At 54.5% G+C, this 26,249-nt stretch carries 19 protein-coding genes; 11 read left to right on the forward strand and 8 right to left on the reverse strand.

Going from position 1 to position 26,249, the window contains the following annotated elements:
- The first annotated feature begins 223 nt into the window (after nt 1-223).
- The 4 genes from ACRZ96_RS18000 (at nt 224) to ACRZ96_RS18015 (ending at nt 9,384) form a co-directional block, all read left to right on the forward strand.
- Nucleotides 224-886, forward strand: coding sequence for a hypothetical protein (locus ACRZ96_RS18000; protein WP_170407091.1), 663 nt, complete (start codon nt 224-226; stop codon nt 884-886).
- Between the two features lie 308 nt (nt 887-1,194).
- Nucleotides 1,195-4,089: a calcium-binding protein gene (locus tag ACRZ96_RS18005; protein WP_480771753.1), complete on the forward strand. Its 2,895-nt coding sequence runs from the start codon at nt 1,195-1,197 to the stop codon at nt 4,087-4,089.
- Nucleotides 4,090-4,443: 354 nt separating this feature from the next.
- Complete coding sequence (locus ACRZ96_RS18010; protein ID WP_480771754.1) at nt 4,444-7,038, forward strand: hypothetical protein; 2,595 nt, start codon at nt 4,444-4,446, stop codon at nt 7,036-7,038.
- Nucleotides 7,039-7,902: 864 nt separating this feature from the next.
- A complete protein-coding gene (locus ACRZ96_RS18015; protein WP_480814901.1) occupies nt 7,903-9,384 on the forward strand; it encodes a heparinase II/III domain-containing protein in 1,482 nt (493 codons plus the stop codon).
- A gap of 204 nt (nt 9,385-9,588) precedes the next feature.
- On the opposite strand, the gene ACRZ96_RS18020 is transcribed toward ACRZ96_RS18015, so the two are convergent.
- From ACRZ96_RS18020 to ACRZ96_RS18045, 6 genes are all read right to left on the reverse strand, one after another.
- The gene (locus tag ACRZ96_RS18020) at nt 9,589-10,506 is read right to left on the reverse strand and encodes a hypothetical protein (RefSeq protein ID WP_480706043.1); all 918 of its coding nucleotides are present in this window, start codon (nt 10,504-10,506) and stop codon (nt 9,589-9,591) included.
- Between the two features lie 4 nt (nt 10,507-10,510).
- The gene (locus ACRZ96_RS18025; RefSeq protein ID WP_480706045.1) at nt 10,511-11,344 is read right to left on the reverse strand and encodes a class I SAM-dependent methyltransferase; all 834 of its coding nucleotides are present in this window, start codon (nt 11,342-11,344) and stop codon (nt 10,511-10,513) included.
- Nucleotides 11,345-11,357: 13 nt separating this feature from the next.
- Nucleotides 11,358-12,329: a glycosyltransferase gene (locus ACRZ96_RS18030; protein ID WP_480814902.1), complete on the reverse strand. Its 972-nt coding sequence runs from the start codon at nt 12,327-12,329 to the stop codon at nt 11,358-11,360.
- A 209-nt stretch (nt 12,330-12,538) separates the two neighbouring features.
- The gene (locus tag ACRZ96_RS18035) at nt 12,539-14,215 is read right to left on the reverse strand and encodes a hypothetical protein (RefSeq protein ID WP_480814903.1); all 1,677 of its coding nucleotides are present in this window, start codon (nt 14,213-14,215) and stop codon (nt 12,539-12,541) included.
- On the reverse strand, nt 14,208-15,194 hold the full coding sequence (locus tag ACRZ96_RS18040; RefSeq protein WP_480814904.1) for a glycosyltransferase family 2 protein: 987 nt from the start codon (nt 15,192-15,194) through the stop codon (nt 14,208-14,210). The genes ACRZ96_RS18035 and ACRZ96_RS18040 overlap by 8 nt, the downstream gene beginning before the upstream one ends.
- Before the next feature lie 281 nt (nt 15,195-15,475).
- Nucleotides 15,476-16,417 (reverse strand): LysR family transcriptional regulator, encoded by a 942-nt coding sequence (locus ACRZ96_RS18045; RefSeq protein ID WP_480502950.1) that lies wholly within the window; start codon nt 16,415-16,417, stop codon nt 15,476-15,478.
- A gap of 148 nt (nt 16,418-16,565) precedes the next feature.
- Here ACRZ96_RS18045 and ACRZ96_RS18050 point away from each other — a divergent pair, with 148 nt between their 5' ends.
- From ACRZ96_RS18050 to ACRZ96_RS18080, 7 genes are all read left to right on the forward strand, one after another.
- Entirely contained in the window at nt 16,566-17,573 is a 1,008-nt protein-coding gene (locus ACRZ96_RS18050) for a TAXI family TRAP transporter solute-binding subunit (RefSeq protein ID WP_170394045.1), read from the forward strand.
- An 80-nt stretch (nt 17,574-17,653) separates the two neighbouring features.
- Nucleotides 17,654-19,867: a TRAP transporter permease gene (locus ACRZ96_RS18055; protein WP_480706051.1), complete on the forward strand. Its 2,214-nt coding sequence runs from the start codon at nt 17,654-17,656 to the stop codon at nt 19,865-19,867.
- A 4-nt stretch (nt 19,868-19,871) separates the two neighbouring features.
- Nucleotides 19,872-21,110, forward strand: a complete 1,239-nt coding sequence (locus tag ACRZ96_RS18060) for an NAD(P)/FAD-dependent oxidoreductase (protein WP_170611509.1) — start codon at nt 19,872-19,874, stop codon at nt 21,108-21,110.
- Nucleotides 21,111-21,140: 30 nt separating this feature from the next.
- Nucleotides 21,141-21,884: an aspartate/glutamate racemase family protein gene (locus tag ACRZ96_RS18065; RefSeq protein WP_480814905.1), complete on the forward strand. Its 744-nt coding sequence runs from the start codon at nt 21,141-21,143 to the stop codon at nt 21,882-21,884.
- Nucleotides 21,885-21,960: 76 nt separating this feature from the next.
- A complete protein-coding gene (locus tag ACRZ96_RS18070; RefSeq protein WP_480814906.1) occupies nt 21,961-22,713 on the forward strand; it encodes a TSUP family transporter in 753 nt (250 codons plus the stop codon).
- Between the two features lie 16 nt (nt 22,714-22,729).
- Nucleotides 22,730-23,746 carry a D-cysteine desulfhydrase family protein gene (locus ACRZ96_RS18075; protein ID WP_480706057.1) on the forward strand — a complete coding sequence of 339 codons (1,017 nt, stop codon included), beginning with the start codon at nt 22,730-22,732 and terminating at the stop codon, nt 23,744-23,746.
- A gap of 116 nt (nt 23,747-23,862) precedes the next feature.
- Complete coding sequence (locus ACRZ96_RS18080) at nt 23,863-24,207, forward strand: RidA family protein (RefSeq protein ID WP_170394035.1); 345 nt, start codon at nt 23,863-23,865, stop codon at nt 24,205-24,207.
- 219 nt (nt 24,208-24,426) lie between these two features.
- On the opposite strand, the gene ACRZ96_RS18085 is transcribed toward ACRZ96_RS18080, so the two are convergent.
- Both ACRZ96_RS18085 and ACRZ96_RS18090 read right to left on the reverse strand, forming a co-directional pair.
- Complete coding sequence (locus ACRZ96_RS18085; RefSeq protein WP_480706059.1) at nt 24,427-24,642, reverse strand: hypothetical protein; 216 nt, start codon at nt 24,640-24,642, stop codon at nt 24,427-24,429.
- Nucleotides 24,643-24,973: 331 nt separating this feature from the next.
- Nucleotides 24,974-26,206: a Tm-1-like ATP-binding domain-containing protein gene (locus ACRZ96_RS18090; RefSeq protein WP_480814907.1), complete on the reverse strand. Its 1,233-nt coding sequence runs from the start codon at nt 26,204-26,206 to the stop codon at nt 24,974-24,976.
- Between the last annotated feature and the right edge of the window lie 43 nt (nt 26,207-26,249).

The following is a 26,249-nucleotide window of genomic DNA, read 5'->3' on the forward strand; positions in this document are numbered from 1 at the left end:
AGGTGGTACCTGAGCGGGTGCTGGTCCACATCTTGGAAGCGCGTCCTGTCTGAAAAGAGATGATGCCCGCTTAAGAGCCTATTTTTGTCATACTTTGTAACAATTTAGCCCCCTTTTCGCGTTGTAATGAAGGGGCCGGATAACCACCTTTTTGTTATACCCGAGGAGGAAGTTTCTAAGATTTTTTGGGTGCTAAACAAAGTGTGTAACAAGGAGAAATACAATGAAACATGTAACCGCTACGAGCTTCGAGAAAGCCAACGACGATGTCATCGCCGTGCCCCCAATTCAGCCTTTTCCAAAGTGCGGAACCGAGGTGCCAAATGATGGTGAAGACCTGGTGGCTGTAAATCCGTTGCCGATTGATCCGCTGGTTGCCGATCCCATCGAAGATCTGGTTGCCGTGAACCCGCTGCCTTTTGGTGCGGTTCCTGCCGGTGAAGGTGACGACGTCACCGCAGTTTCCCCGATCATGCCTGACCCCCGGTGTGGTACCGAGGTTCCGCAGGATGGTGAAGACCTGATCGCAGTAGCCCCGCTTCCTTATGGTGCGGTTCCTGCTGGTGAAGGTGACGATGTGACCGCAGTTTCCCCGATCATGCCTGATCCACGTTGCGGCACCGAAGTGCCTCAGGACGGTGAAGATCTGGTTGCAGTGAACCCGCTGCCCTTTGATCCGATCGTTCTGGATCAGGGTGATGACGTCATCGCTGTACCCCCGATCCTGCCGCTGCCCAAATGCGGCACCGAAGTACCGGAGGATGAGTATGACCTGACGGAAATGGCGCCTCCGCCGCTGTGCGAAATCGTACCGACTGCAGGCGGCGAAGACATCTGCGGAACCCCCGTTCCGACCGACAGCTTCTTTGTCGATATGGTTGCCTAAGTGGGGCGAAAACTCAGCGATCATCTATCGCTGCACAACCAAAATCCGGGCGTCTTAGTTCCTGTTGAAACGGACGCCCGGGCAAACAGAGGGAAAACCAAACTCACCGGCTGGGGCCTGAAACAGGCGCCAGCCGGATTGCTGGTTTTCTCAGGCCGTGGATTCCATTTTTGTCATACTTTGTAACAACTTAACTGGCTTTCGCCTGTTGAGATCAACAGCCTGAAAAACCACATCTTTCCTATGATCTGTGATGCGTATGGGCCCGAACCTCGGGTGTCGACCATCCAGGAAACAGGAGGAAAGACATGAAACATGTTAGCAAATCAAAATTCCAGCCCAACTCAGCGAGCACGCTCAACATATCGGTTGGTCTTGGTGAAACGGATGACGATCCTATCGTGATCCCGCCGGTTAGTCTGCTGTCGGAAGAAAGCAGCGAATTGCAGGACTACGTCTGGGAAGATTCAGCCTCGGACGACGAGACTGTGGCCAGCAACAAACCTGATATTCCCGTCTGGACCGGTGGTAAATCACCTGGCGATGGCCACAGCGGTTGGTGGGATAAATATGGGACCCATCTGCATGACACCAGCGGCACCTATGTCGGCCGCGATGTCAAAGCCCGTGGTGAATACAATATGGCCGATGGTGAGGTGAGCTTTGAAAACCTGATGCACCGTCTCTCAAGTGGGCAAAGCAAGGGGACATATCTTTATACCCGTATCGAAGGGAATGACGGGGATAACGTCATCCACGGTTGGAACCCTGAAAACTGGGATAACTATGATGGCGGCACCTCGATCAAGAATTACTATTCCAACTATCATCATCGGGACAATATCTCGGGCGGTGACGGAGATGACATCATCATCGCCTACCGTGGGAACGACCAGTTGTTCGGTGATGGCGGTAATGATGTCATCTATGGTGGCGGTGGCCACGACTACATCGATGGAGGTGAAGGTGATGATCAGCTGTTCGGCGAATCCGGCAACGACAAGATCATTGGCGGCGGAGGCAAGAACATCCTTGTTGGCGGCGAAGGCGATGACATCCTGATTGCCGGGAATGAAGGCGACAAACTGTACGGTGGTACTGGTAACGACCTTCTTGTCGGCGGTGACGGTGATGATGTCCTGTTTACCGGGCATATCGATGAAACCTCTGCCGACACGCTTTACGGTGGAAAAGGGGCCGACACGTTCGTTATTGGCTCTGTGCCTGAACCAACAACTCATGATCCCAACCATAACCAATCGAATGGTCTGGGCGAAGAGTGGCTGGAAGAGGCAGGTAATCTGGCACTCGCCAAGATGCTGCCGGGCGCGAAGCTGTTCATCAACCTTGCCAGAGGCCTGGTCGACGGGATCAAGAACATGTTCAAGACCGAGGAGCAGGTTGTCGAAACCGTCAACCCGCCGAAGGTGTCTCTGGTCGAGATCCTCGACTTCAACCCGCTTGAAGACAAGATCATTGTACCAGTCAACGTGGAGGGGCCAGTAACGCTGGACCTGCAGGCATCGATCGTTGATGGCGCGGCATTCGATCTGGTCGCGCTTGATCCGGCCGACAACAAGTTCAAGGTGATTACAACCTTCTATTGGGATGAGGCGTCGAACATCTTTCCGGGCGCAACAAGTATCTCGCAGCAGAACACAGATGCCTTCATTCAACGGTTGAAAGAAACCGCTCTGATCACGGGGCCGGATGGTGCGCATTATGGCTTGGGCCAAAAGATCGACCTTGGCCTGAGCAGTGAAGACCTTGCAGGTCTTGGAACCAGCAAGTTCGTCACATTCGGGGCGTTCGGCGGTGTTTCGATGGTCGGCTTTCACGACGAGGATCGTCAGTTGGGAACAAACCACAACGACGTTCTGCAAGCCTATACGTCCGAGCGCGATACCCACGGCGGAAACGAGGCCGAAATCCGCAATGACGGCAATGATGTTCTCTACGGCTTTGGCGGTGACGATATCATGGCTGGCGGTGGCGGCTTTAATAAGCTGTATGGTGGAGAAGGCAATGACACGGCCTGGTATGGTGACAGCCTGAGCGGCATCTATGTCGACATGAACAACAAGGCGGAAGATGTCAGCGGTGAGTATTACTGGGCCTGGCATGGCAACAGCGCCAATCCGTTCGATCTCAATGACGAGATTCGCGACAAGGAAGGCTATGATCTGCTCTGGAGCGTCGAGAACATCTATGGCAGCGACCATGATGATGTGATCATCGGCGACGACGGCGATAACGTCTTCACCTCGGGTGATGGTAAAGACGTGCTGACCGGCAACGGAGGAGCTGACACCTTCATTCTGAACGGCGGCGAGAACACGATCACCGATTTCGATGCCAATGAAGGCGACCGTATCGAGATTGACCTCGACGCCTACGGTATGACCGGCTGGTTCGATCTGGATCACCGCATTGAAAACGGCCAGATCGTGCTGTTCAACAAGCTGACAGACGAGATCATCGTGCGCTATGACGATGACGGGAACGGATTTGACCCGTCATACATCGACCTGCGCAATTTGGTTGGCAACGATGAAGAAGGCTATCAGGTTGTCTACGAACCGCCCTTTGGTGCAAACACGCTGGAGTGGTTCGAGAAGTATGGCAACCGGATTGATGCCGAGGTCGGCGAAGAGCTCGTTACCGTAGATGGCACCGATAGTTGGGACTACATGATCGGCGACACCGGCAGTGGTGGATTGACCCTGAATGGTGGTGCTGGTGATGACTACATTGTTGGCGGTGCGCTCAATCAGTTCGCTACTCTGAACGGCGGCGACGGCAATGACACCATCGTGATCCGCAATGGCGCGATGATCACCAATGCAAATGGTGGAGACGGCGACGACGTCATCATCCTTGATGCAGACCAGTCTTCAGAAGCCGGGTTTGCCAATATGTTCGGTGGCGAAGGCAGTGATACTTTTGTCATCACCGGCCCGGGCAGCCAGTATGGTGGTCAGGTGATCCGGGATTTTGAGGCTGACGACTCGATTGTTATCGATCTGGAAGGGTTCGGGATCTCGTCTCTGGATCAACTTCAGATCGAATGGCGTTCCAGCACTCACTGGGTCACGGCAAATGGCCAAAAGGTGATCAGCGTACAGGGTGTTGATGAGCATTTCGATGTCATGCAGCACATCAGCGAGCTGACGGCTCAGCAATCACAGGATTGGGGTCTCTGATCATCGCCTGATTACCAAAAAAAGCTTCAGCCGGTCTGGATCGGCTGAGGCTTTCTTAACAGTTCGATCTGGCAATAATGCAAAGTTAATTATTGCGACATTCCAAATTTGGCGAAGACTCGCGCAACTGCACCGATCTTTTGCTCAAACCCCGCTATAACCCACTGACGTACAGCGTTTTTTAGCGCATCAAAAGGTTGGCCTAGGCCCGCATCCGCTCAGATTAATTCGTTAATGAACTCTTAACGTGTCCTGAACTTCTGACTTGTTACGCAAGTTGGGCCTGAATTCATCGGGCTAATAAAGCCGAAATACTTGGGCTGAAACAACGACAAGATGGGAGTCTGTTTCAAGATGAGTAATGGAACATATGAAGAATTTCGCGACGCTTTGCGTGCATTTGAATCTGGTTGGGATCGAGATCGATTCGACGCAGGAATCATTCAGGATTGGCAGCTGAACCAATGGGCGGGAGGGGCCGTTGCCGACTTCTATCCAAGCTATTCCAGCTGGTCTGATCTAAGCAGTGATGAATGGGACGCGATGTCCTATCGCTCGATGAACTCGCTTGGTTTTGTTGGATATCAGTTCGGCGAGGCGCTGTTAATTGACCTCGGGTATTACACCGATGATGTCTATTATGGGAATGGCGCGGCTTCGAACACCTGGGATGGCACATGGACCGGTAAGAACGGGGTGAATTCGCTGGCAGAGTTCACAACCGCCGAAGCGCAGGAGCGCGCTATTCAAGAAGCGTTTGGCTACAATCTTCAAGTCATCGAAACCGGGCTGGGCTATCAGGGAGAGAGCCTGTCCGACTATCTCGGCACGACACGCACTTATCTGGAAAATGGCCAGGCCGTCTCTGTCACGCTCAGTCTTACTGGCATAATGGCCGCCGCGCACCTGCGGGGGGCATGGGGTACGTTGGCTCTGCTTCAGGGTGGAAGTGTATCCACCGATGAATACGGTACTTCGATCCTGCGGTATGTCTCGCAATTCGGCGGTTATGACGCGCCGAGTATCGAAGACGCTATCAAGGTATACACCGACGGTGTCTTGCCCACGGATACAAATGGCGGCACCGATAACGGGAATACGTCGCCGCCCGTTGTCCCACCGGTCATACATCCGGAACCCACGGAACCAACCGGCAACGGGACTGCTGACACCACAGAAGATACTGCGGATGTGGTGATTAACTGGGCTTGGGGCACGAATGCAACGATCCCGGATTTCGACCCTACGACAGATACGATCTTCATCGCATGGGTCGGTGCCGACGCGTTGGAGGTTGCCGAGGTTGATGGCGCGGTTGTGTTCTCGATCCCGTCCAATAACCAGGTCACGACCCTCAGCGGTGTGACACTTGCTGAGCTGAGCCCGGCAAACTTCGCTATTCTGGACAATACCGCCGCAGCTGAAGTGCTTGGGCTGATAGGCACTGATGGTTCAATGCCGACCAGCGGTGGCGATGGTGGCGGAGATGGTGGTGGCGGTGGCCATAGCCACCAACATATGCACGTCATGCTGGGCCTTGCCAGCGAGGCACAGACGGTCGAAGGCTTCCTGCCCGCGATGGGAGATGTCATTGAAATCGGACCGGACATTGGGACTGATAACTTCTCGATTTTCGAAGAGAGTGGGGACGCTCTGGGGCAGACCGTTAGAATTGAGCTGACCTCGGGCAATGTAACCAAGCAGATCGTATTCACTGGCTTTGGCCTGTCCGATCTTTCGCTCAGCAATTTCTCTATCACGGATCAGACGGTGTTGAACGAAGTGTCCACAGCTTTGGGGCAAGTTATCGTCTCGCCGGGAGACGGAGAGGGCTATGACCTCAGTTATGATGCAGACGGGTCAAACCCGCCCGCGATCACCGGCAATGCAGACACGGGCGGGGTGAAATACCGGGCCGATAGCAACGCTGACGACATAACCGGATTCCGCCCCGGTGTGGACGAGTTGGACTTTGGCGGTACGTCGGTTCACGGCATGATCGTCACCAAATCCAAGGCCGGCGAGATTGTTATCGACAGCCCATGGTCGGACGCGGCGCAAATCGTGCAAGGTGTCACCTTCCAGGACGTGACCATCGACAGCTTTGGTGTGGTCGGCAACGAACACCTCCGTCAGGATATGGGCGGCGTTCTTAGTTGGGAGCAGGGCGTAGGACCTCGCGATGCTGACACAGTCTATGTTCGTAGCCACGAATATGGCGTGCACGAAGTTATTGACGGCTTTGATCCTTCAACGATGAAGATCAGCTTCCTGTATTTCGGAACCCGCGAGCGGCTTAGCGTCGAGGACAGTAGCGATGGTCTGGTGATCTCATCCTTGCCGACAGGACAAAGCATCACGCTGACCGGCGTGACCAAGGCTGACCTGATCCCGGGTCTGGTCGAATTCCATTTTGATCAGGTGATGGAAGACAATCTCGAGGTACCATTTGGCTTTGACCAGAACGATGTGACGTTGGTTGCTCGCACCATACTGCTGACCCCACAGGCTCCTGTCGGGGCGACGACAGACGGTTATCAGACACGGGTCGGAGATCTGACAGGGGGATCGACCCAACCAGATATCGGTAGTGGAACCAACGAACCCGGAAACAGCCAAACCCCAGGAGTTGTGACCTTCGGCGCTGAAGTGGATGTGGCAGAGCTTACCTGGAACTGGGGGGTAAAGACCCAGATTATCGGTTTTAATGCCGATGAAGATATCATCGATTTCAACGCTTTGAGCGAAAGCGATGTGTCGGTCACCGAAATTGATGGCGATCTTATCTTTGAAGTTATCGGAAATGGCGGCCATACCGTTACACTTCAGGATGTTCAGGCCGAGGATCTGGATCTTGGCAACCTGACGGCTGATGACTGGAACAGTGTTGCCGAAGCAGAAAGCGCCCTGACAGACCAACTTGAAGCGCTCGGCATGTCCATCGCCTGAGGCACTCCAATAAGTGGTTCCCGGTCTGCGCTAGGCCGGGAACGAAAACAAACACATGAAAATCGATGGGCACTGGCCTCGTTTCCGGTTCGGTTCCGTGATCAAGCCATGCGACCATAATATTAATGCTCGGATCGCTTGCGCTAGGTTCTCGTGGCTGGCTTTCTTATCGTTTGTCCTTCCGGCTCTACTTAAACACTACTCCAATAGGCTGCCGGACGGGGCGTTTAGCATATCAATTTGCTAAGCCGAACTAATCGGATGTCTTTGACAGAATTTGGCCACCGCTGCAGAGTCGGGTTGCAGGTGTTTCCAATGCGGAAGAAGTCCATGATCGCGACCGTTAGAAGTGTGAATCCGATTAAAGCCTTCTTTTTGTTCGTTTTGTCCTTCGCTTGTTTTTGCGCTACAAGCGCTTTGTCCCAAAACTCAGTGCCGCAAGTCGTTCTAACGGATGAGATCGTCCAGCGCATAGAAACACAGCGCGCAGCCGATCAGGTGTTCGCGGCTGACTATCAGGCATTGATTGAGAGTGCAGAAGCGCATTTGCAGTCGCCTACTATTGTTGAGGCAGTTCGGAATGGAGATGGTCAGCTTCACGAGGCTTTTCGTGGATTTGGACAACGTCCGGTCGAACGCCTCACCACACTGGCTTTGGCTTGGCGATTGACCGGTGACAGTCGCTATGCCGATCGCGCCAGAACCGAACTCTTGCAATTTTCGGAACTGGAGACATGGCAGCCCGCACACTTTCTGGGATTAAGCCGTGTCACATTGGCGGTGTCGCTCGGATACAGTTGGATTAGTGACAATCTGGACGAAGAGGATCATCAAATCATTCGATCGGCACTTGTCGAGAAGGGGTTGAAAGAAGCCGCCAAAATCTACGATCTGGATACGCATTATTATGACAAGGGTTGGATCGCCCCCCAACACTGGGTGAACCCAGTGTCTGTTCCCGCGTCGCTTCCTGATGGGACGGCTACTGCGGATATCGCCTGGCCCGTTGCTTCCTTCAACTGGAACATCGTTTGCAATGCAGGAATGATCGTCGCCGCTCTGGTTGTGTCAGAAACAGAACCGGAACTGGCTGATCATATTATTGAGCAAGCGCAGGTTTCACTTAGAAATGGGTTGGCAATGTTCGCTCCGGATGGGGCTTGGCCAGAAGGACCGATGTACGGGGCTTTGTCCGCCCGGGACGCGGCGGTGGCGTTTGATGCGCTTGTTTCCGTCCTCGGGCATGATTTTGATCTCTCTAAAATGGTAGGGTTGGAAGATTTTGGGGAGTTCCTGATCCATGCATCTGGGCCAACTGGCATGCTGTTTAACTTTGGAGACAGCGATACAAGCACTGACCTTGTTGTATTGACCTGGCTGGCGTCGCGGTTCAATCGTCCGGGCTACGACCTTAAGATGAATAGCAAAATGGGGTCTTCCCATCCAGCATTCGAGCTGATCTGGCAGCAGCGACGCAATAGTGAACCAATCACTGCCCGATCAACATCCTATTGGTCTGGAGGGCTTGGGATCGTAACCATGCGGTCTGGTTGGAATGACCCTAAGGCCAGCTATATCGGCCTCAAGGCTGGGCCGCTTAGCAGCCATCACAATGACCTTGATGCGGGCACCTTTGTGCTTGAAGCCGACGGTGTACGTTGGGGGGTGGATCTTGGGCTCGGAAATTACCAATTGCCCGGCTACTTTACTGACAAACGTTTTGACTATTATCGAACGGCCACGATCGGGCAGAATACACTGACCTTTGACATGGCAAATCAAATCGAAACGGGGCGGGCCTATGTTGAGGAGTTGGCGCAGTTTCCGGGTTTCGATTTTGCAATCGCCGATCTTTCAGACGCCTATGGAAAGCCCAAGGGAACGGTCAGACGAGGCATAGCTCTTGTCGACGGAACGACAGTGTTGGTTCAGGATGAAATTAGCTCTGATCAACGGGGGCGGGTGGCGTGGGCAATGCATACCGAAGCGCAGTTAACAGTTGATGGCTCCAAAGCCACATTGCGTCAGGATGGGAAAGAACTAACCGCACGCATACTGTCGCCGCCAAACGCCACCTTCTCTCAACTTTCAGCCAATCCTTGCGAAACGGCATTCAATTCTGAATGTGCGATGCAGAATCCGAATTCAGGCGTTACACGGCTCATGATCCAGCTTGATCTTGATGAAAGTGACAAGCGTGAAACCATTGTTGTTACTTTTGAACCTGATGCACAGGCCGCAAACAAGCCGGTCATCCCGTTAGGTGAGTGGCGACTGAACGCGACCCTCTCGAACGATGTTGTGAAAAAGCACATTGATCGGCTGCCTGCTGAAAACTCACGATAGGTTTGGGTCAAACTTGAACGACCTCAACCCTGGCTTTAGGCGATGCTGGGTGCGCTCAAGGAATGTAGTACGCACCAGAAGTCGCACTATGTTTGGAAACGAATTGAAGACGGCACCCTAGCGCCTGAGACAGCGCATGGCGACCTTCAGATACGATAGACTCCGCTGCAAATTGTCTGGCTGACCCGATCCAAATTTTTAAACCTATACAGCTTCGTGCTCACCACTGCTTAGATATCGGCGCAGGGTTACGCCAAGCCCAAACACAGCTACATCCCCCAGAACCGAGATCGCGCGATGCGCGATCGCAGCGCTTAGACCGACTCCCTGATCAGTGAAAAGGCCAAGTCCGAGAGCAATAATTCCATCTCGAATACCGATACCACCGGGTGCGCCCGGCATCAGAAAACCGATGACCCAGGCTGTCGAAAAGATTGCGATGCATTGCAATATACCGGCACCACCCTGAGGGTAGATCGCCCGTGCGACACACCAAAGTGACAAACCCAGCATCAAAAAGTTGAAGCTATGCAGAAACAACAGGATCAGGCATTTTGAAAATGTAAGTTTCGGTTTTCCCGCTTTGCGCCAGATCACAATCTGGCCAATCATGATGCAGGCCAGAATTCCGAGGAAGATGATTGTCATCTGTCCATCGAGCCAGGATCCTGGAAGGTCTGCAATTACTGCGGCGACAAGATCGGGCATGGTCAGGAGCACAATTCCGACGACCAGAGCACCGCTGGCGAGCAGAAAACCGATCTCGAGCAAAAGAGATGACGCAATAATTGCGGATGGCACTCCATCACTCCGTGCGAGGGCGAAACGTCCCAAAAGGTGGGCAACATTGCCGGGGATGTATTTCCCGATCTGCGATACCATTAACTGACTTTCAGCGCGTGTGCGCGTTAGGGCAACGTCATAGATGTTTAGCGTCACCCCCCAAGCCACAGCACCTACGAGCTGCGACAGCACATAAAGGGTAAACCCACCTAGCAGTGCATAACGGGCGCGGCCTGACCCGAGGTCGAGCACTGCAATGTCTCCTGCGTGTCGAACCAGAATGATTCCGATGAAGATCAGGGCAGCAGCGGTGCCGATATAGCGCAGGGCGGTAGCCATGTGTTTACGTTTTGCGCGCCACTACAAGAAAACCATTTCCAAATTCGGTGTTAAGGAACGGGCGTTGTAGCTGGAAAAAAAGCCGCATGACCGTGACTGCGAGTATGGAAGAAAACACAGGCCAGAAGCGCCGCTCAATGGAACGATCGCTACCGCTCTCGTTGGTAAGGTCGTTCGCTGTTTTACCAGATTTGGCGTTGGTTTCTAATATCTGTCCATAGGCCCGAGCACGCCAATACTCCATAATATTGGCCAAAGGAAAACCGTAGCACTCAACAGTTTCGACGGTGAAGCCGGCGTCCTGAACCGAATGTACTAAAAGTTCTTTACTGTAGCGTCGAACATGCCCTGCCCAAACGTCGGCCGCATTCCAGCGGGATGGGTGCGCAGGCGTCGACAAGATCATTGTTCCACCGGGTTTCAGATAAGTTTGCCATTCTCTCATGGCCTCAATATCTTGCTCCAAGTGCTCAATCACTTCAAATGACATGATCAGGTCGAAGGAGTTTTTCCAATCCGGGTCAAGCTCGGCCAAGAGTGTCATAGGGCTGGCTTGAGTGTTGAGCTTATCTGCCAGTTCAAGGGCTTGCTGCGAACGATCTACGCCATAAGCTTCAAAACCCTGTTCTGCCAGTTCTGACAATAGCGCAGCCGGTCCGCACCCGATGTCAAGCACTCTGCAAGGCTTCAGATTTTTGAGATGCCGCATAACCCGATCACGCCTTAGAAGATACCGCGGCGCGGGCACCCAATTGGATTGCGGCAGGGCCGGGCCAAAGTGCCTGTGATAGATGGCAGAAGCACTATGCTCTGCGGAATTAATGGCGGTATCAGTCATGTCGACCACAGTTTTATCCGGCTTGAGGTGCACAATGAAACAAGTATCCGCAAAGAGTCCGCGCGATCTCATGCGGCTGGGCCATTTTCAGTCTGTCTTCAGGCATTACCGGATAGCCCTCGTGCCTCAATTCAGCGATGGCATCCAGCAGCGCTTCGGGATTTGAATGAGGGATAAGCTTCACCCCGAGAGCTTCGTTGCCAAATGTTTCGATCATGGCAGGTGAGCTCCGGGTGATCACTGAACGCCCTGACAACAGCGCCTGATAAACCTTGTTCGGCACCACTGACGCAGCCTTGCCTGAGGCGCCAAAAATGCCGAGGCAGATGTCGGCATTTGAAATTGCCTCAGTCAGTTCCTCATAGGGAACCCACTTCTGCCAGGAGATATGCTTATGCTCCGCATCCACCAGAGCTGTCTCGAGCAATAGGCGCTCTTGCCCGGTGCCAATCAGGTGCCAATTGATATCGCGACCTCGATCCGAGGTAGCTGCCGTCAATATCGTTTTAAGCCCATGCAGCGGGATGAGCTGTCCATAAAACAACACTCTAGTGGGACCGTCGTGGCGCGCAGGAGGAGGCAGACGCTGGAAGGATCCCGGCTCAGCTCCCACCGGCACTGCTCCAATCCTGGATTCAGGCAAATTGAAGATCCGTGCAATATGCTCGGCATGCGCCTTCGTATCGAGCAAGACATGATGCGCTGCCCGGCAGGCCAGCCATTCAGTGACCCAAAGCATCCGGCCCGGCAGTGACTTGGCCCCAACCATACTTCGATCGTTAACGACAGTGTCGTAAAGCGAAAGGAACATGTCCCAGGTGATCTGCCGCCGACGTAGCAGGGCAAAGGGCCACAACACCAATGTATCGAGCGCGCCAAGATAGGGAACCATCACTGCATCATGACGAGGCGCACGCAAATAATGCAGGATCAGAAGCGGATAGGCCAAGAGCGCGCTGAACAACACTCGGATCATCACAGCCATGTTCAACTGGCTTTTATCCGCGTGTTTGGGCCAAATCTCTGCGTGGATTTCAATTACTTCTACGCCGAGTTCTTGCAATCCAGTTCGGAGAATTCGAGTACGCGGTTTGCTGAGATCATATGTTCCCCAAAAAATCACCCGCTTGTTGCCGGGCTCAGATGGTATCGGAGTGGTGCTGACCACCGGAGGGGAAAGAGGCATATCGGCATTCATGGCGAAAGCATCCGGAAGCCGGTATAAACCTCTCGATCCAAGCTTTCTGGCGCAACCGGAGCCACACCAGTATCCCAGATCAGCCTGACAGCAACACGTTTCGGTCCGTTGATTGTTACTGCCTCGGCCCCAATGCTGAGAATGTCTCCAGATGCGACGGCACTTGTATCAATCTGTACTGGCTGGCTGGTTTCGACCCGATACTTCCCGGGGAACGGAAGTGCCAATTCAACCGGTTCGCCGGTCAGCGTCACTGATCCTCCGGCAAGCCAGATCGATCCCGAATAGTGCACATATGACTCACGTAATATCTTGTGGTCCTCAGGCAGCAGCACAGGCTCGGCTCCATTGGCCAAACTTGGGTCCATCGTCAGCGTCAGAGCAGTTTTGTTGGCGATAAGTAGAGGCGGATGCTGTTCTGCGATGATTTTGGCAAATACGGGCTGGCCCGCCGCCTGATAGCGTGCAACGCCCCAGCCTGACATGAAGAAACCAGGATTCGGGAAACTTGCGATCATGTGGCTGTCATCAATATAGGCGACCGGATCTGGGAACAGGCGATGAATTTCCGCAATAGTGGCGCGTTGGTTTCCTGCACGATCTTGCAGTGCTAGGGCTGTCTGGACAAAAAGCCCCGCAAGCATCACCATCACCAGTTGTGCCGAGCGTCGTGATGACCCAAGCCTTTGTGCTCCGATCGCGACGGCTGCCATCAGGAGCGGGGTAGCGAAGGGGTAAAAATAGACAAAGGCATTGCGATAGATCACCACCGAGAGGAGCGGTGCAGCAAAGAGCGCAATCAACAGGACCCGCCGAGCATTCCGACCGGCACACAGTCCGATCCCCACAAGAATGATCTGTGGGAGGCTGAGCATAGCCCAGCTCATAAATTCAGTTGATCGTGGGAATAAGCCGCTTTTCAACAGCGTCGTATTCAACGCGTCCTTTGCATTGTTTGCCGTCTGGTTACCTTCGGCGACGCGAATGCCAGACGCATGCCAGAGGTAGAATGACACGCAAATGCCAGCCGCCAAGATACCCGTAATAATGATGCGCCGTACCGCTATTCGATCTTCGATCCTCCATATCAGCACGGCCAGAAATGCGGGCAGATAGAGTGCCGATTTGATCGTAACCAGTACGGCCAGAGCGCTCAGAAGCGCTGCGGCCATTGTTTGCCATACAGACAGGCGCGTGGTCAGCAAGATTGCAATCGAAGAAGTCAGTAACGCCGCAGCAATGGGATCGGCACGGAAACTGGCGCCATAGGCCAAAACGTAGCCCGAAGTCAGGAAACCCAGAGCAGCGATATCGGCAAATCGCTGTTCGGTAAAATACAGGGCGATACGGTGCACAGAAATTGTGGTCAGCCCGACACATGCAACCATCACAAGCCGGGCTGCAAATATCTGTTCCATCTCATGACCCGGCAGCGCATCGAGCCATGTGAAACCATGCACGAAGAAGGTCTGCATTGGACGGTCCAATCGGCCGTCGAGGAAGGCATGGACATGTGACAGGAAATAGAATTCGTCCCAATTCACATTGTGAGTATACGCCAGCACCAGCATAAACACGAAGACAACGAAAATGCTCGCACGTACCACTCGATCAAGAGTGATAGCCCCTACCAATCCGGCGTTTCGCTGATCGCCTAGCGCCGGATTATCCATTCTCTACCGCCCTGACCGGGTCGAGGGAAATTACTTCAGTAGGTCTAATCGGCGCGCGCAGCAACTCTCGGGCCCGGATGTCTTCCAGCAGGCTACGGTTGGTGGCGATAAGATCGGCAAGGATACCAACGGCGAACAGTATCGTGGCCATTGCCAGCAGCACACCGGACAGAACCAGCGACTGAACATGCCCGGCCCCCCCGTCTGTCGCGTAATAATAGAGAAATCGTCCAACCCCGATTAAGCCAGGCAAGGCGAATACTGCCGAAAGCGTCAGGAAGAACTTCAATGGCGCGTAGATCACAAAAACGCGCAGAATAGTTCTTGCTGAGCGGGTGACATACTCTCCGATACCTCTGAACAGACGAGACGGGCGTGTTACCTTGTTGACCCGAACAGGCACCGAGGTCATCGGGATATGTTTGCGTCCGGCCTGAATGATGGTTTCCAGAGTGTAGGTATAAGTGTTGACAACACAGAGTCGGGCAGCGGCATCTCGGGAATAGGCGCGAAATCCGCTGGGCGCATCAGGGATTTCTGACTTGCTAGCCAGTCGCACGACCCAACTGCCCAGCCGTTGAAGGGTTTTCTTCAACGGCGAGAAGCCCTCGATCTCTCTGATCGGGCGAGCGCCGACCACGATTTGTGCCTTACGCTTCAGTATCGGATCAATCAGGGCCGGAATGTCTTCAGCGCAATACTGATTGTCTGCATCGGTGTTGACGATCACATCGGCGCCCAATGAAAGCGCATACTCGATGCCGGCACTGAACGCACGGGCGAGGCCGACATGGCTGCTCATTTCCAGAACGTGATCAGCTTTGGCGTTCCAGGCGACTTCAACGGTCCGATCGGTGGAGCCGTCGTCGATGACCAGTACTTCAACTTTGCTGACGCCAGGAATCGATCGGGGAATTGCCGCGATCGCTTCGGCAAGGGTTTCCTCCTCGTTAAGCGCCGGTATTTGGACGACAAGCATCATGATCATGCCACATTGATAACTATTGAGTGCAATTACATTTTATTTTGGGACAAAATTGTGTCCAAAAGGGGTAATTGTTGAGCCATCTGAAACGGTTGAAACGCTCCTTTGAAACAATTCGTATGAATACTCGATGGTTGGTGCGTCATCGGTGTCGACCGAAAACTGCGTTACTCTAAATCCGTGAATTGCGACCAGCCGTCTTTCTTCTCAAATCAACTTGACGCTGTAAATCGCTTCGAGCGATCAAGAGATCAACTCATTGGGGCCGATCAGTTTTACTCACGCCCGGCCTGGAAGATCCATTCTGTGTGAGGATTCGCCTTCACGTCTTCCAACATTTTTAAGACCTCGGCTTTCCATCCAGCTTTGATCTTTAAAGCCAGTTGAGACGGCGGCCGGTGGTTGGGTTCAAGGATCGCGTATTCATATCTGAGCGGTTTCTTGAATGGCAAAAAAGCGACCTTTCCGTCGGACAGGTTCAATTCTTGCTCGGTCACGACGGTCAGCGGATCAACGATGCTGCAACATTGCCCGGAGCTGACGAAGGGGATGAGCGGCTGAAAATACTGGCAGGTCACTGTCGGATTGTACTCAGCACCGACCTCCTCGAATTCCTGCCGGATTTTGCGCTGGAATGGGTGTGACGCATGCAAGCCGCCCATGGGCGTATCGTTCAGATCAGACAGTGTCAGGCTCTTACGCGAAGCAAGTGGGTGGGTGCGGTCAATGGCACAGAAGCAATCTGCTTTGATTAGTTCGGCAGAGTACTGCGGTTCTTTGCCCGCTGAATGTTCGAAATCAGCAAATCCGAAGTCGATGTTCTGGGTCCCTGCAAGCTCCATAATCTGAGGTGAACTGCGGGTGGAAAGAGTGATGCGAATATCGGGGTTTTCTCCGACCGACTGGCTGATAAAACGCGGGAACAAAAAGGCGGACGGTCCGGGCATCGTTGCGATGTTCAGGCTGCCTGCATGCCCTTTGATCAACCCTTCCATTGTGCTGGAGATGGTGGCGAGACGGTCCAGAATGCCTGTGGTTTCGGCCAGAAGGTAGTGCGCTTCAGGAACCGGAACCAGGCGTCTTCCCTTGCGTTCAAACAGGGTCAGTCCCAGCGTTTTTTCCAGGTTTTTCAACGCAAGGCTAATCGCCGGCTGAGTGCGATTCAGTTTCTTGGCAGTTTGCGAGATAGAGCCGGTCTCCATCACTTCGCGAAACACTGTGAGCTGCATAAGGTTCATGGTTAATGTATAAATAAAACCTTAGTTTTGTGAAGTATAAAAAATTTGCATTTATGCGAATCGTCTCTACGCTGAGAAGATCGAATTCGGGAAAACCGAATCCAGCGATCCAACAACGGAGATGATTATGAAATTCGTGAAATGTTTGACCGGACTGGCCTTGGCAGGCGCGCTTGCCGCCCCTGCGCTGGCGCAGGATCCAACATTCTTCCGCATCGGGACCGGTGGCGCAGGCGGAACCTACTTCCCCATCGGCGGCACCATCGCCAACGGAATTTCTGCCCCTCCGGGATCTCGCCCGTGCGAAGAAGGTGGCCAATGTGGCGTCCCGGGCCTGATCGCAATCGCGCAATCCACGACAGCGTCGGTGTTCAACAATGCCGCAGTGCAGAATGGTGAGCTTGAGGCCGGTCTGGCCGCAGCCGATGTGACCCGTTCAATGTATCTGGGCGAAGGCAAGTTCGAGGGTAAACCTCATCCTAACCTTCGCATCGTAGCAAATCTGTTCCCCGAGGACCTGCATCTCGTGCTGCCCGCCGGTCAGACGATCAACGACCTGGGTGATCTGGAAGGCAAGCGCGTCGGTATCGCACAGGCTGGATCGGGTACGCAGGTTGCTGTTCTGCAGATGCTCGACGCCTGGGGTGTAAACCGCGACAATATGGATGAAGCCGAACTGAACAACAGTCAAAGCGCCGAGCGTTTGGCTGACGGTCAGTTAGACGCCTATTTCTACGCTGCGGGCTGGCCAGTTGCTGCGATGGTGCAACTGTCCTCGACCAAAGGCATGAACCTGCATTCGTTCAGCGATGAAGATCTGGCCAAGATCAACGAGATCATTCCGGCCTATATCCCTTCGGCCATTCCGGGTGGTGTCTATGAAGGCATAGACGCGGAAACCAAGACCCCTGCGGTCAGTGCTATGTTGGTCGTGTCCTCGGATCTGTCGGAAGATCTGGTCTATCAGCTGACCAAAGCCCTGTGGAACGACAACACCCGCAAGCTACTGGACAACGGCCATGCCAAGGGTAAGCAGATCACGCCCGATACCGCGCTGGATGGTGTAGAGGCATTGGGTGTTCCGCTGCATCCGGGTGCCGAGAAGTTCTACAAAGAGGCCGGACTTCTTCAGTAAACGTAACAGACTGAACTGTATCGTCGGTGCCCCTATGTGGGGCACCGCACACTGGAACTATGCGAAATCGGGAGGCCATCATGTCCGAGACCCAGAAACTTGATGACCACGAATTGACAGCCGAGGAACTAGCGGCCATCGAGGAACAGTTCGATGAAGGTGCCGCCGTCCGGCAGGTGACGCCCACCGCTGGAAAAGTTCTCCGTGTTGTGGCCCTGATTTTAGCGTTCTACGAATTCTTCACGGCCGGATTCGGCCTGCCCGCAGACCACTGGCACATGGGCATCTATCTCGCCCTGCTGTTCATTCTGGTCTACGCCACAATCCCGATTGTCGGGGCCAAAAGCCTATATGCACTTAAGGTCAGCCGGTTCCGCATCGGTAACATCCCGCTCTATGATCTGGTTTTCATGGCGCTTGGCATCATTGCCGCGCTTTACGTCGGCGTTGCCTGGCGCGGCATTCCGTTCCTTGGGATTGAGGAACAAACGTTCCGGATGGGCAACCCCAACAACTATGATGTATTTCTGGGCGTCGTCATCATCCTTTTGGTGCTGGACATTGCGCGGCGCACGCTGGGCTGGGTACTGCCCCTTATCATCTGTGTTTTCATCTCATACGCCCTGCTGGGGCCGTATTTCCCCGGCCTGCTGCAGCATCCAGGCGTGAATTTCAAAACCTTCGTCTCGTCGATGTATTTCCCGCAGGAAGGTATCTACGGCGTCACGCTCTGGGTGGTTTCGACCATCGTATTCCACTTTGTTTTGTTTGGGGTCATCGCTCAGCGCACCGGTCTGGGGCAGCTGTTCATCGACAACGCGACTATACTTGCGGGCCGTTATACTGGCGGTCCGGCAAAGGTATCAGTGGTGTCCTCGGCTTTCTTTGGCACGATCTCGGGCTCATCGGTGGCCAACACCGTATCGACCGGAGCATTGACTATCCCCAATATGAAGCGCCTCGGATACCCTGGCCATTTTGCGGGCGGGGTTGAGGCTGCGTCTTCTGCTGGTGGCCAAATCACTCCGCCGATCATGGGCGCTGCAGCCTTCATCATGGCCGAGTTCCTTGAGGTTCCGTACACCACCATTGTGATCGCAGCGATCTTCCCGGCAATTCTGCACTATGTCGGCGTCTTCGCTGTGGTGCACTTGATGGCACGCAAGCTGAACCTGAAGGGCCTGGCGAAAGAGCAACTGCCGCAACTCAAAGCCGTCTGGGCGGAAGGCTGGGCCAATATCATGCCACTGATCGGCCTGCTGGTGGTGCTGTTTACGGGCTACACGCCGTTCATGTCCGCTTTCTGCGGTATTTCTCTGGCGGTTATCGCGGGCATGTCGCGGATCAAGCAGCCGCCAACGCTGGTCTATGCCGCGGCTTTCCTGGCTTTTGTGCTCTGGAAATTCTCGGATGGCGGGTTCGACCTGACGATGACCGCAATCCTCTGTGGCCTGTCGGTTATTGCCACGCTGAATCCACAGAAACGGATTGAAGTGCCCGAGATGCTGCAAGCGGTCGAACTGGGCGTGAAGTACTCGCTGGCCGTTGGTGCCGCAGCGGCTGCGGTTGGCATCGTGGTCGGAGTGATCAACACCACTGGCATCGGCTTTCGCATTGGCTTCATGGTGACACAGGGCGCGGGCAATCTGGCGTCAGATATCTACAACATGATCTCTTTCGGCAGCTTCCAGCTGTTTGCCATGGAAGACCTGCAGCTATTCATCTCACTGGTCTTCATCGCCATCGTCTGTATCCTGATGGGCGCGGGTATCCCGACCACAGCGCTGTACATCATGCTGGTCTCGGTGGCACAGCCTGCACTGGCGCAGCTTGGCGTGCCGCCCATCGCCAGCCACCTGTTCGTGCTCTATTACGGCGTGGTGTCCGAGATCACGCCACCGGTCTGTACGTCAGCCTACGCGGCTGCTGCAATTGCCAACTCGAATCCGTTCCGCACTGGCCTGTCGGCATTCACTCTTGGATTGGGCAAGGTGATTGCGCCGATGGCTTTCGTATATGCGCCAGTTCTGCTGTTCGTATCCTCAACCGGCTTCAATTTCTGGGAGTTCACTTACACCGCCGCCAGCTGTATCGCCGGGGTCATCGCCCTATCGGCTGCGGTTGTGGGCTACTGGCTGAAACCGATGAATGTTGCGGCGCGGATTCTGATGGCCCTTGCGGGGATTATCTTTGTCGCGCCCAGCCTGACGGCAGATTTGATCGCGCTGGCCGTGGCCTCGCCCGTCATCGTCACCCAGTTGATCGCGCGCAGCCGCAGCCAATCTCCGGCCTGAATTGATGACAGAACAAGTGACCATCATCGGCGCAGGGATCGTCGGCATCTGTTGCGCTTTGTCGCTGCAGGAACGGGGCATTCAGGTTCGGCTGATCGATCGAGGTGAGCCGGGTCAGGAAACCTCGTTCGGGAATGCTGGTGTGGTTTCGCCTTGGTCGATCATTCCGCAAGCAATGCCCGGTATCTGGAAAATGCTGCCCAAAATGCTGCTTGACCCAAAGAGCGCGCTGTCAGTTAGGCCCAGCTTCTGGCCCAAAATGATTCCTTGGGGGTTACGATTTCTCGGAAACTCAGGAGAAAAAACTGTTCGCGAAGTCTCGGACGCGATGGAGGTTCTTTGTCGCCCCTCCGTCGATCTGTACCGGCGTCATTTACATGGTACCGGGCACGAGAACCTGATCACCGATAGCTATTACATCCACGCCTTTCGCCGACCAGAACAGGCTGATCTGGACGGGCTTGGATATCTTATCCGCCGAGAAAAAGGCGGCGATCTGGAACGCGTCGACGGTGACGAACTGCGCCGATTGGAGCCCGCTATGTCCGAAGCGTTCAAAGGTGCGATTGTGATCAAAGGGCAAGCGCGTGTAACCGCTCCGGGACGCGTGGGAGCGGTTTTGGCCGAAAAGGCGCAAGTGCAAGGTGCTGAAATTGTGCAAACCGAAGTCACCAAGCTTACCCCCGCAGAAGAGGGTGGTTGGCAGATTGCAACTGCGCAGGATACGCTAACCGCCAGCCATGTTGTTCTTGCGGCAGGCGTATGGTCTGCCGACCTGTTGAAACCATTGGGATTGCCTATGCCTCTCGTGGCCGAAAGGGGCTATCATGTCGAATTCCCAACCCCTGCGGTCGAACTGAACAACTCGGTCATGGATGTGGATGCAAAGGTGGTCGCAAGTTCGATGCTTGGGGGGCTTAGGGTCGCCGGTACGGCTGAATTCGGCAGCGCCGATGCACCCGCTGACCCACGGAAGAAGCAAATCCTGTCCCAACAGGCCAAGGCCATGATGCCCGAGCTTGATACAGGTGAGGCGCGGTTTTGGATGGGTCGGCGCCCGTCATTCCCGGACAGCTTGCCCGCAATCGGGCAAGTAAAAGACCAAGAGGGACTCTATGCAGCGTTCGGGCATTCTCATTACGGGCTGATGATGGCCCCGAAAACCGGCGAGCTAGTTGCGGATATCGTCTCGGATCGCATCCCGAATATCGATCTAGCACCGTATACACCAACCCGGTTTTGAACTTTCAAATCAAAAAAGGACCTGAAGACAATGCCAATTTATCAAGGCGGCCAGAATATCTGCGGGGCCTCAATCGGTGTGCTTTGCCTTGAAAGCTATTTCCCAAAGCCACCGGGCCATATCAAGAATCCGTCCAGCCTGCCATTTCCGGTTCTGTATGAAATGATCGACGGGGTGACTGTCCCGACACTTCTGAACAACCCTACGCCGGAATTGCTTGAACCCTTCATCGAAGGTGCCAAACGGCTTGAGGCCGAAGGCGTGCGCGCCATTACCGGCAGCTGTGGCTTTCTTGCGCTGTTTCAAAAAGAACTGGCTGCAGCGGTTTCAGTTCCGGTGTTTGCTTCCAGCCTGATCCAGGTGCCGCTGGCTTATCACATGACCGGCGCGAACGCTCCGGTGGGTGTTTTGACTGCAGACGCGTCTGCTTTGACCGCCCAGCATTTTGAAGGCGTCGGTGCCGCCAGTGTTCCGGTGGCGGTGAAGGGACTGGAGGACACTAGTGAATTTGCAGAAGTGATCTTGCGGAATACCCGCACCCGTATGGACACAGACCTGATCGAGGCCGAGGTCCTGAACGCAGCCCGTAGCCTGATGCTTGCGGCCCCTGATATCCGCTCACTGGTTTTGGAGTGTACAGACCTGCCGCCCTACGCATCGCGCCTTCAGGAAGAACTGCGCCTACCCGTGTATGATCTGACGACACTTGCGCAAATGGCACATTCCGTAGCGGCCCGCGAGCTATACTCTGGATTGATGCCCTGGCAGCGTTAGTGCGTGCCAATCAATTCGAATGAAGGAATGACATGGACCATGGCCGTAACCTCAGGATATCTGAGGTCTTGCAACAATGCCAAAGCTGCAGGAGTGCTATGTGACCATTGATCTGTCTATTTTGATGGCCACCATTTGCCTCGGGGCAATGCTGCAGGTTGGCGTGGGCATCGGTTTCAGTATCATCGCGGGTCCCCCGATGATGATCCTGCTCGGCACCTCGACGGCAGTTCCCATATTGCTGTTGCTGAATACCCTTGTGTCAGTAGTCGCGACGGATCGTCATGTATTGAAGAACAACAAGCCACTCATTCTTAATGCTATCATCGCATGTTGTGTCGGTGTAGTTGCCGGTCTTACTGTTTATCCGTTGTTGAACGAGGCGTTTGTTCTGGCCTTGACGGCCTGCTTGTTGTTGATCGGCTTAATCACCACCCTGCTTCCCTTGCGCGGCACAATCGGGCGTTTTGGGTTTTCAGCCATTACAGGACTGTCCGGGCTTGCAACCGTCTGGGCGGCAACACCGGGCCCACTTATGGTGTTTGGTTTGATCGCAAAGGGCCGCTCAGCCAAAGAGGTGGCCAAGCTGGTGCAACCCATCGCGCTGGTGGCTTATGGCATTGCATTCCTGTTGCACAGCCTGTCCGAAACGCAGGCCATCACATACGGGCCGCAACTGCTCGGCTTTGTCATAATCACGCTGGTAGGCAGCCTGCTTGGACGGGCAGGGGGCCCTTACTTGCCGCAGTCGGTCGTCATAGCCGCGATCCGCGTGGTTTCTTTCATCGCTTGCTGTGTCCTGTTCCAGCGCGCCTATATGATTGCATAATCCCGGGAGGTACACGATGCAACGAAACGACAATCTGGAGAGATTTCCTCGCGCCCGGCTTATGTCGGGCCCGACACCTCTGGAACTTTTGGACAGGTTGTCAGCGGAATTGGGGATCGATCTCTGGCTCAAGCGCGATGATCTGACAGAGCTTGTGTTTGGCGGCAATAAAACACGGCAGCTCGAATTCTACCTCGGCGATGCACAGCAACAAGGTGCCGATACCATTCTAATCACCGGTGCTGTTCAGTCCAATTTTGTCCGATCTGCAGCTGCGGCGGCCGCTAAGCTGGGCATGCAATCCGTGCTTCAATTAGAAGAGCGTGTCCCAAATATGGACGAAGAGTATTACAGGTCCGGGAACGTATTTTTGGCACAGATTCTGGGTGCCGAGCATATGAGCTATCCCGAGGGCGAAGACGAAGCCGGGGCCGACGCGGCATTGCACGCGCGTGCTGACGAATTGAAGGCCCAAGGCCGCACGCCATACGTCATTCATCTGGGCTTGAATCATCCACCTCTTGGGGCGTTGGGCTATGTCGTTGGCGGACAGGAATTGTGCGCCCAGATGCCCAATTTCGATGCGGTGGTTGTGCCGTCAGGCAGTGGTGCTACGCATGGCGGTTTGCTGACCGGTCTAGCACTGGAAGGCAGCACGGCCCCGGTATTTGGAATATGCGTGCGTAGAGATCGCAAGAAGCAACACGCCCGCATGATGATCGTTCTACAGAAACTTGCAAACTTGCTGGATGTTGATGCCGCTCTATTGCAGGCGCGGATCGATGTCTATGACGATGCATTGCCGCCAGGTTACGGCAAAGTGAACGCAAGAACGCGTGCCGCACTGGAAAAAATGGCACGGACCGAAGGGGTTTTCCTCGACCCGGTTTATTCCGCCAAGACATTCGCCGGTTTGATGCATCTGGTTGAAAGCCAGAAGATTAAACCGGGTCAGAAGGTCATTCTGCTGCACACCGGCGGGCTGCCGGCCCTTTTTGGATATCAAAATGAACTGGCGGACAATCTGACTTGAAGGAAACTCGGCCTCGGAATGCCGGCTTCTGATCTATGGCTCCCATTGGCATTTCAACGCGTGTGCCGTGGGCAGCTCAAATCACTGCTAAATTCAACAATGAGAAAGTACAAGTTATGACAATCACCCGCATCGAAACCGGTCAGCGCATGAGCCGGATCGTCAAACACAACGGCGTTGCCTACCTGTGCGGTCAGACTTCGGACGCGCCGACCGTGGCAGATCAGACGCAGGACATTCTGGCCAAGGTTGAGGATCTTTTGCAAAAGGCAGGCAGCGACAAGACCCGCATCCTAAAATGCGAAATCTGGTTGGCGGATATGGCAGACTTTGCCGAGATGAATGCCGTTTGGGACGCTTGGGTGCCCGAAGGCCACGCGCCCGCCCGCGCCTGCGGAGAATCCAAGCTCGCCCGTGATGTATTGAAGGTCGAAATGATCGTGACGGCAGCTTACGACTGAGCGGCGGCTGATTGCGGTTAATAGGGTCTGGACCTTTGCAAGTCCAATCCCTCGGAGATTGAGCTATTCACGGTCCAGAAAACACCCTAGGTCTTCGCGTCTGCGTTTGCGTGCCCACATTTGCGTCTCTGAAAGCGATTGCTGACGGGAGATGACTGGCGATGCGTTAGTTTCGCTGTTTCACCATCAACTGGCATGTAATGCGCGCCCGTTGGGTTCTTATCGATTGCCCAAAGTCACTGTCGTGGATATTTCCACGAACACAGTCTTATCGTCATCGCATGGCGGGACCGAGTCCGCGCCACCTGAGTGCACAAGGTAACCCCAGGTATCAGGTTCGTTTTTCTTGACGTCCCTAGCAAGCTGCCGGAGTGCAGCAATACCTTCGGACCGGGTTTCTGGGTTCAGATACCAAATCGCAATCGTGGTTAGCATTTCCTCGCTCCTTTCATGGGTTGGACCGATCGTCTAAATGCGGGTCCAACGGTTTGGTTGCCGCTCAATATTGGCAACGTCACCGGCGGAACGGGTCGCTAATCCTGGGCATTTGTTGAGTTCAATTCTTCACTTACTGCGCAGGTCTTTGGCCACCTTGAACCGGTGACACGGTTCCGCCGAAAAATAGTCTTTAGCAAGTATCCAAGCGGTGAAGGTTATGCATCCAGCTGCAAGTCGGCCGCACGTGGAAGAATGCGCCCGACCTCACCGCCACCGAGGCTGTGTTTGACCTGCGTGTATATCATAAAGACGGGCGTAAATCCTGAATTTATGTTGCGACCACGCCTTCTGCGACCCATTCGTCGAACTGGGCCAATACATGATCGCAAAACGCGGCATCGTTGATATGTGCGTCTATTTCGGTCATAGGAACGCGCCCGGGCATGACTTTACGGGCCTCATCCATCATCTCGGCCAGGGCTTCGGGATTATACGCCTCTTCACCCTCCTTGTCCCAGGCTTCGACCCCGTGAACGGGCAGAAAAAAGTGAACCGGGCCAGTTGAGGCCTCCAATCGGTTGGTAAGCTCCCGCACCCATGCACGGCGTTCATCGCCATTGAAGACCGAGCTTTTTATCAGGCGATTATGTTCATGGAATGGGCGGTCGGCATACTGGTCAGGGATGTCCTGCCATCCGGCAAAATCCAAAAGATCCAACGCACCCGGTGCAACCAGTTGTGGCGTGCCGACACGCCCGGCATTTGTCACGCGATCCTCACCGCTGGAGACCACGGAACCCGCCATCAGGTTCCCGAATTCCTGCATGCAGAAGTCCATGACGCAGGCAAACGCCCCTTCACCCGCCAGTTTTTCGAATGCCATGCCGCCCATTCCGGTGGAATGAAAAACGGCAACCTCGAACCCGCGCTCTTCCAGCGCTGGTTTGAGCGTTTTCATGTAGCGCAAACACGAGGATCCAAGACTGGTCATCCCGATCAGCGGTTTGCTGCGATCCGGTATTGTGGCAGCCTTTGTGGCACCAACAACAGCGCCGGCCGCTTGCGCAAGCGAAGACTGGCAGATCGAATTCATACCATAGAGCCCCCCGGCCCACAGGATCATCTGAATGTCCGGAGCCAGTCGGTGCGGCGGGATCAGCGGAGAAAAACTGACGGTCGACACGATGTATTTAGGCACCCCCATGGGCAAGGCCTGAGCACAGTCCAGGGCCAGATCGGTGCCCATAGTGCCCCCGGTCGCCAGCATCCCGTCAAATCGCCCATCCGCATAGGCTTGGGTAACGGCCTTTGAGGCACCGTCTGACATCACGCGAAAGGCCCTGTTCTCATCCCCTTGTGCGATGACATCTTCGATGGTCATTCCAGCCGCTTGGGCGATGTCGTGCTTGGAGATATCGGTTGGCTCCAAAGGGTCGCCCAATACAGAGACATCCAACGTCAATACATCCGCGCCTTGCGCCTTGATCGCCTGTTCGATGAACCGCATCTCGGGTTCTTTCGTGTCGTAGGTCCCAATCAGCAGGATTGTCTTTGTGGTCATTGGTTCCTCCTATTCATGCGACCTATGGGCCCCAGACAAAGCG

This window comes from Ruegeria sp. CF1, assembly GCF_056537445.1.

Coding starts and splice junctions, on each gene's coding strand:
- ACRZ96_RS18000 (WP_170407091.1), top strand. CDS start 224: ATGAAACATGTAACCGCTACGAGCTTCGAGAAAGCCAACGACGATGTC.
- ACRZ96_RS18005 (WP_480771753.1), top strand. CDS start 1,195: ATGAAACATGTTAGCAAATCAAAATTCCAGCCCAACTCAGCGAGCACG.
- ACRZ96_RS18010 (WP_480771754.1), top strand. CDS start 4,444: ATGAGTAATGGAACATATGAAGAATTTCGCGACGCTTTGCGTGCATTT.
- ACRZ96_RS18020 (WP_480706043.1), bottom strand. CDS start 10,506: ATGGCTACCGCCCTGCGCTATATCGGCACCGCTGCTGCCCTGATCTTC.
- ACRZ96_RS18025 (WP_480706045.1), bottom strand. CDS start 11,344: ATGACTGATACCGCCATTAATTCCGCAGAGCATAGTGCTTCTGCCATC.
- ACRZ96_RS18030 (WP_480814902.1), bottom strand. CDS start 12,329: ATGGCTGTGATGATCCGAGTGTTGTTCAGCGCGCTCTTGGCCTATCCG.
- ACRZ96_RS18035 (WP_480814903.1), bottom strand. CDS start 14,215: ATGGATAATCCGGCGCTAGGCGATCAGCGAAACGCCGGATTGGTAGGG.
- ACRZ96_RS18040 (WP_480814904.1), bottom strand. CDS start 15,194: ATGCTTGTCGTCCAAATACCGGCGCTTAACGAGGAGGAAACCCTTGCC.
- ACRZ96_RS18050 (WP_170394045.1), top strand. CDS start 16,566: ATGAAATTCGTGAAATGTTTGACCGGACTGGCCTTGGCAGGCGCGCTT.
- ACRZ96_RS18055 (WP_480706051.1), top strand. CDS start 17,654: ATGTCCGAGACCCAGAAACTTGATGACCACGAATTGACAGCCGAGGAA.
- ACRZ96_RS18060 (WP_170611509.1), top strand. CDS start 19,872: ATGACAGAACAAGTGACCATCATCGGCGCAGGGATCGTCGGCATCTGT.
- ACRZ96_RS18065 (WP_480814905.1), top strand. CDS start 21,141: ATGCCAATTTATCAAGGCGGCCAGAATATCTGCGGGGCCTCAATCGGT.
- ACRZ96_RS18070 (WP_480814906.1), top strand. CDS start 21,961: ATGCCAAAGCTGCAGGAGTGCTATGTGACCATTGATCTGTCTATTTTG.
- ACRZ96_RS18075 (WP_480706057.1), top strand. CDS start 22,730: ATGCAACGAAACGACAATCTGGAGAGATTTCCTCGCGCCCGGCTTATG.
- ACRZ96_RS18080 (WP_170394035.1), top strand. CDS start 23,863: ATGACAATCACCCGCATCGAAACCGGTCAGCGCATGAGCCGGATCGTC.
- ACRZ96_RS18085 (WP_480706059.1), bottom strand. CDS start 24,642: ATGCTAACCACGATTGCGATTTGGTATCTGAACCCAGAAACCCGGTCC.
- ACRZ96_RS18090 (WP_480814907.1), bottom strand. CDS start 26,206: ATGACCACAAAGACAATCCTGCTGATTGGGACCTACGACACGAAAGAA.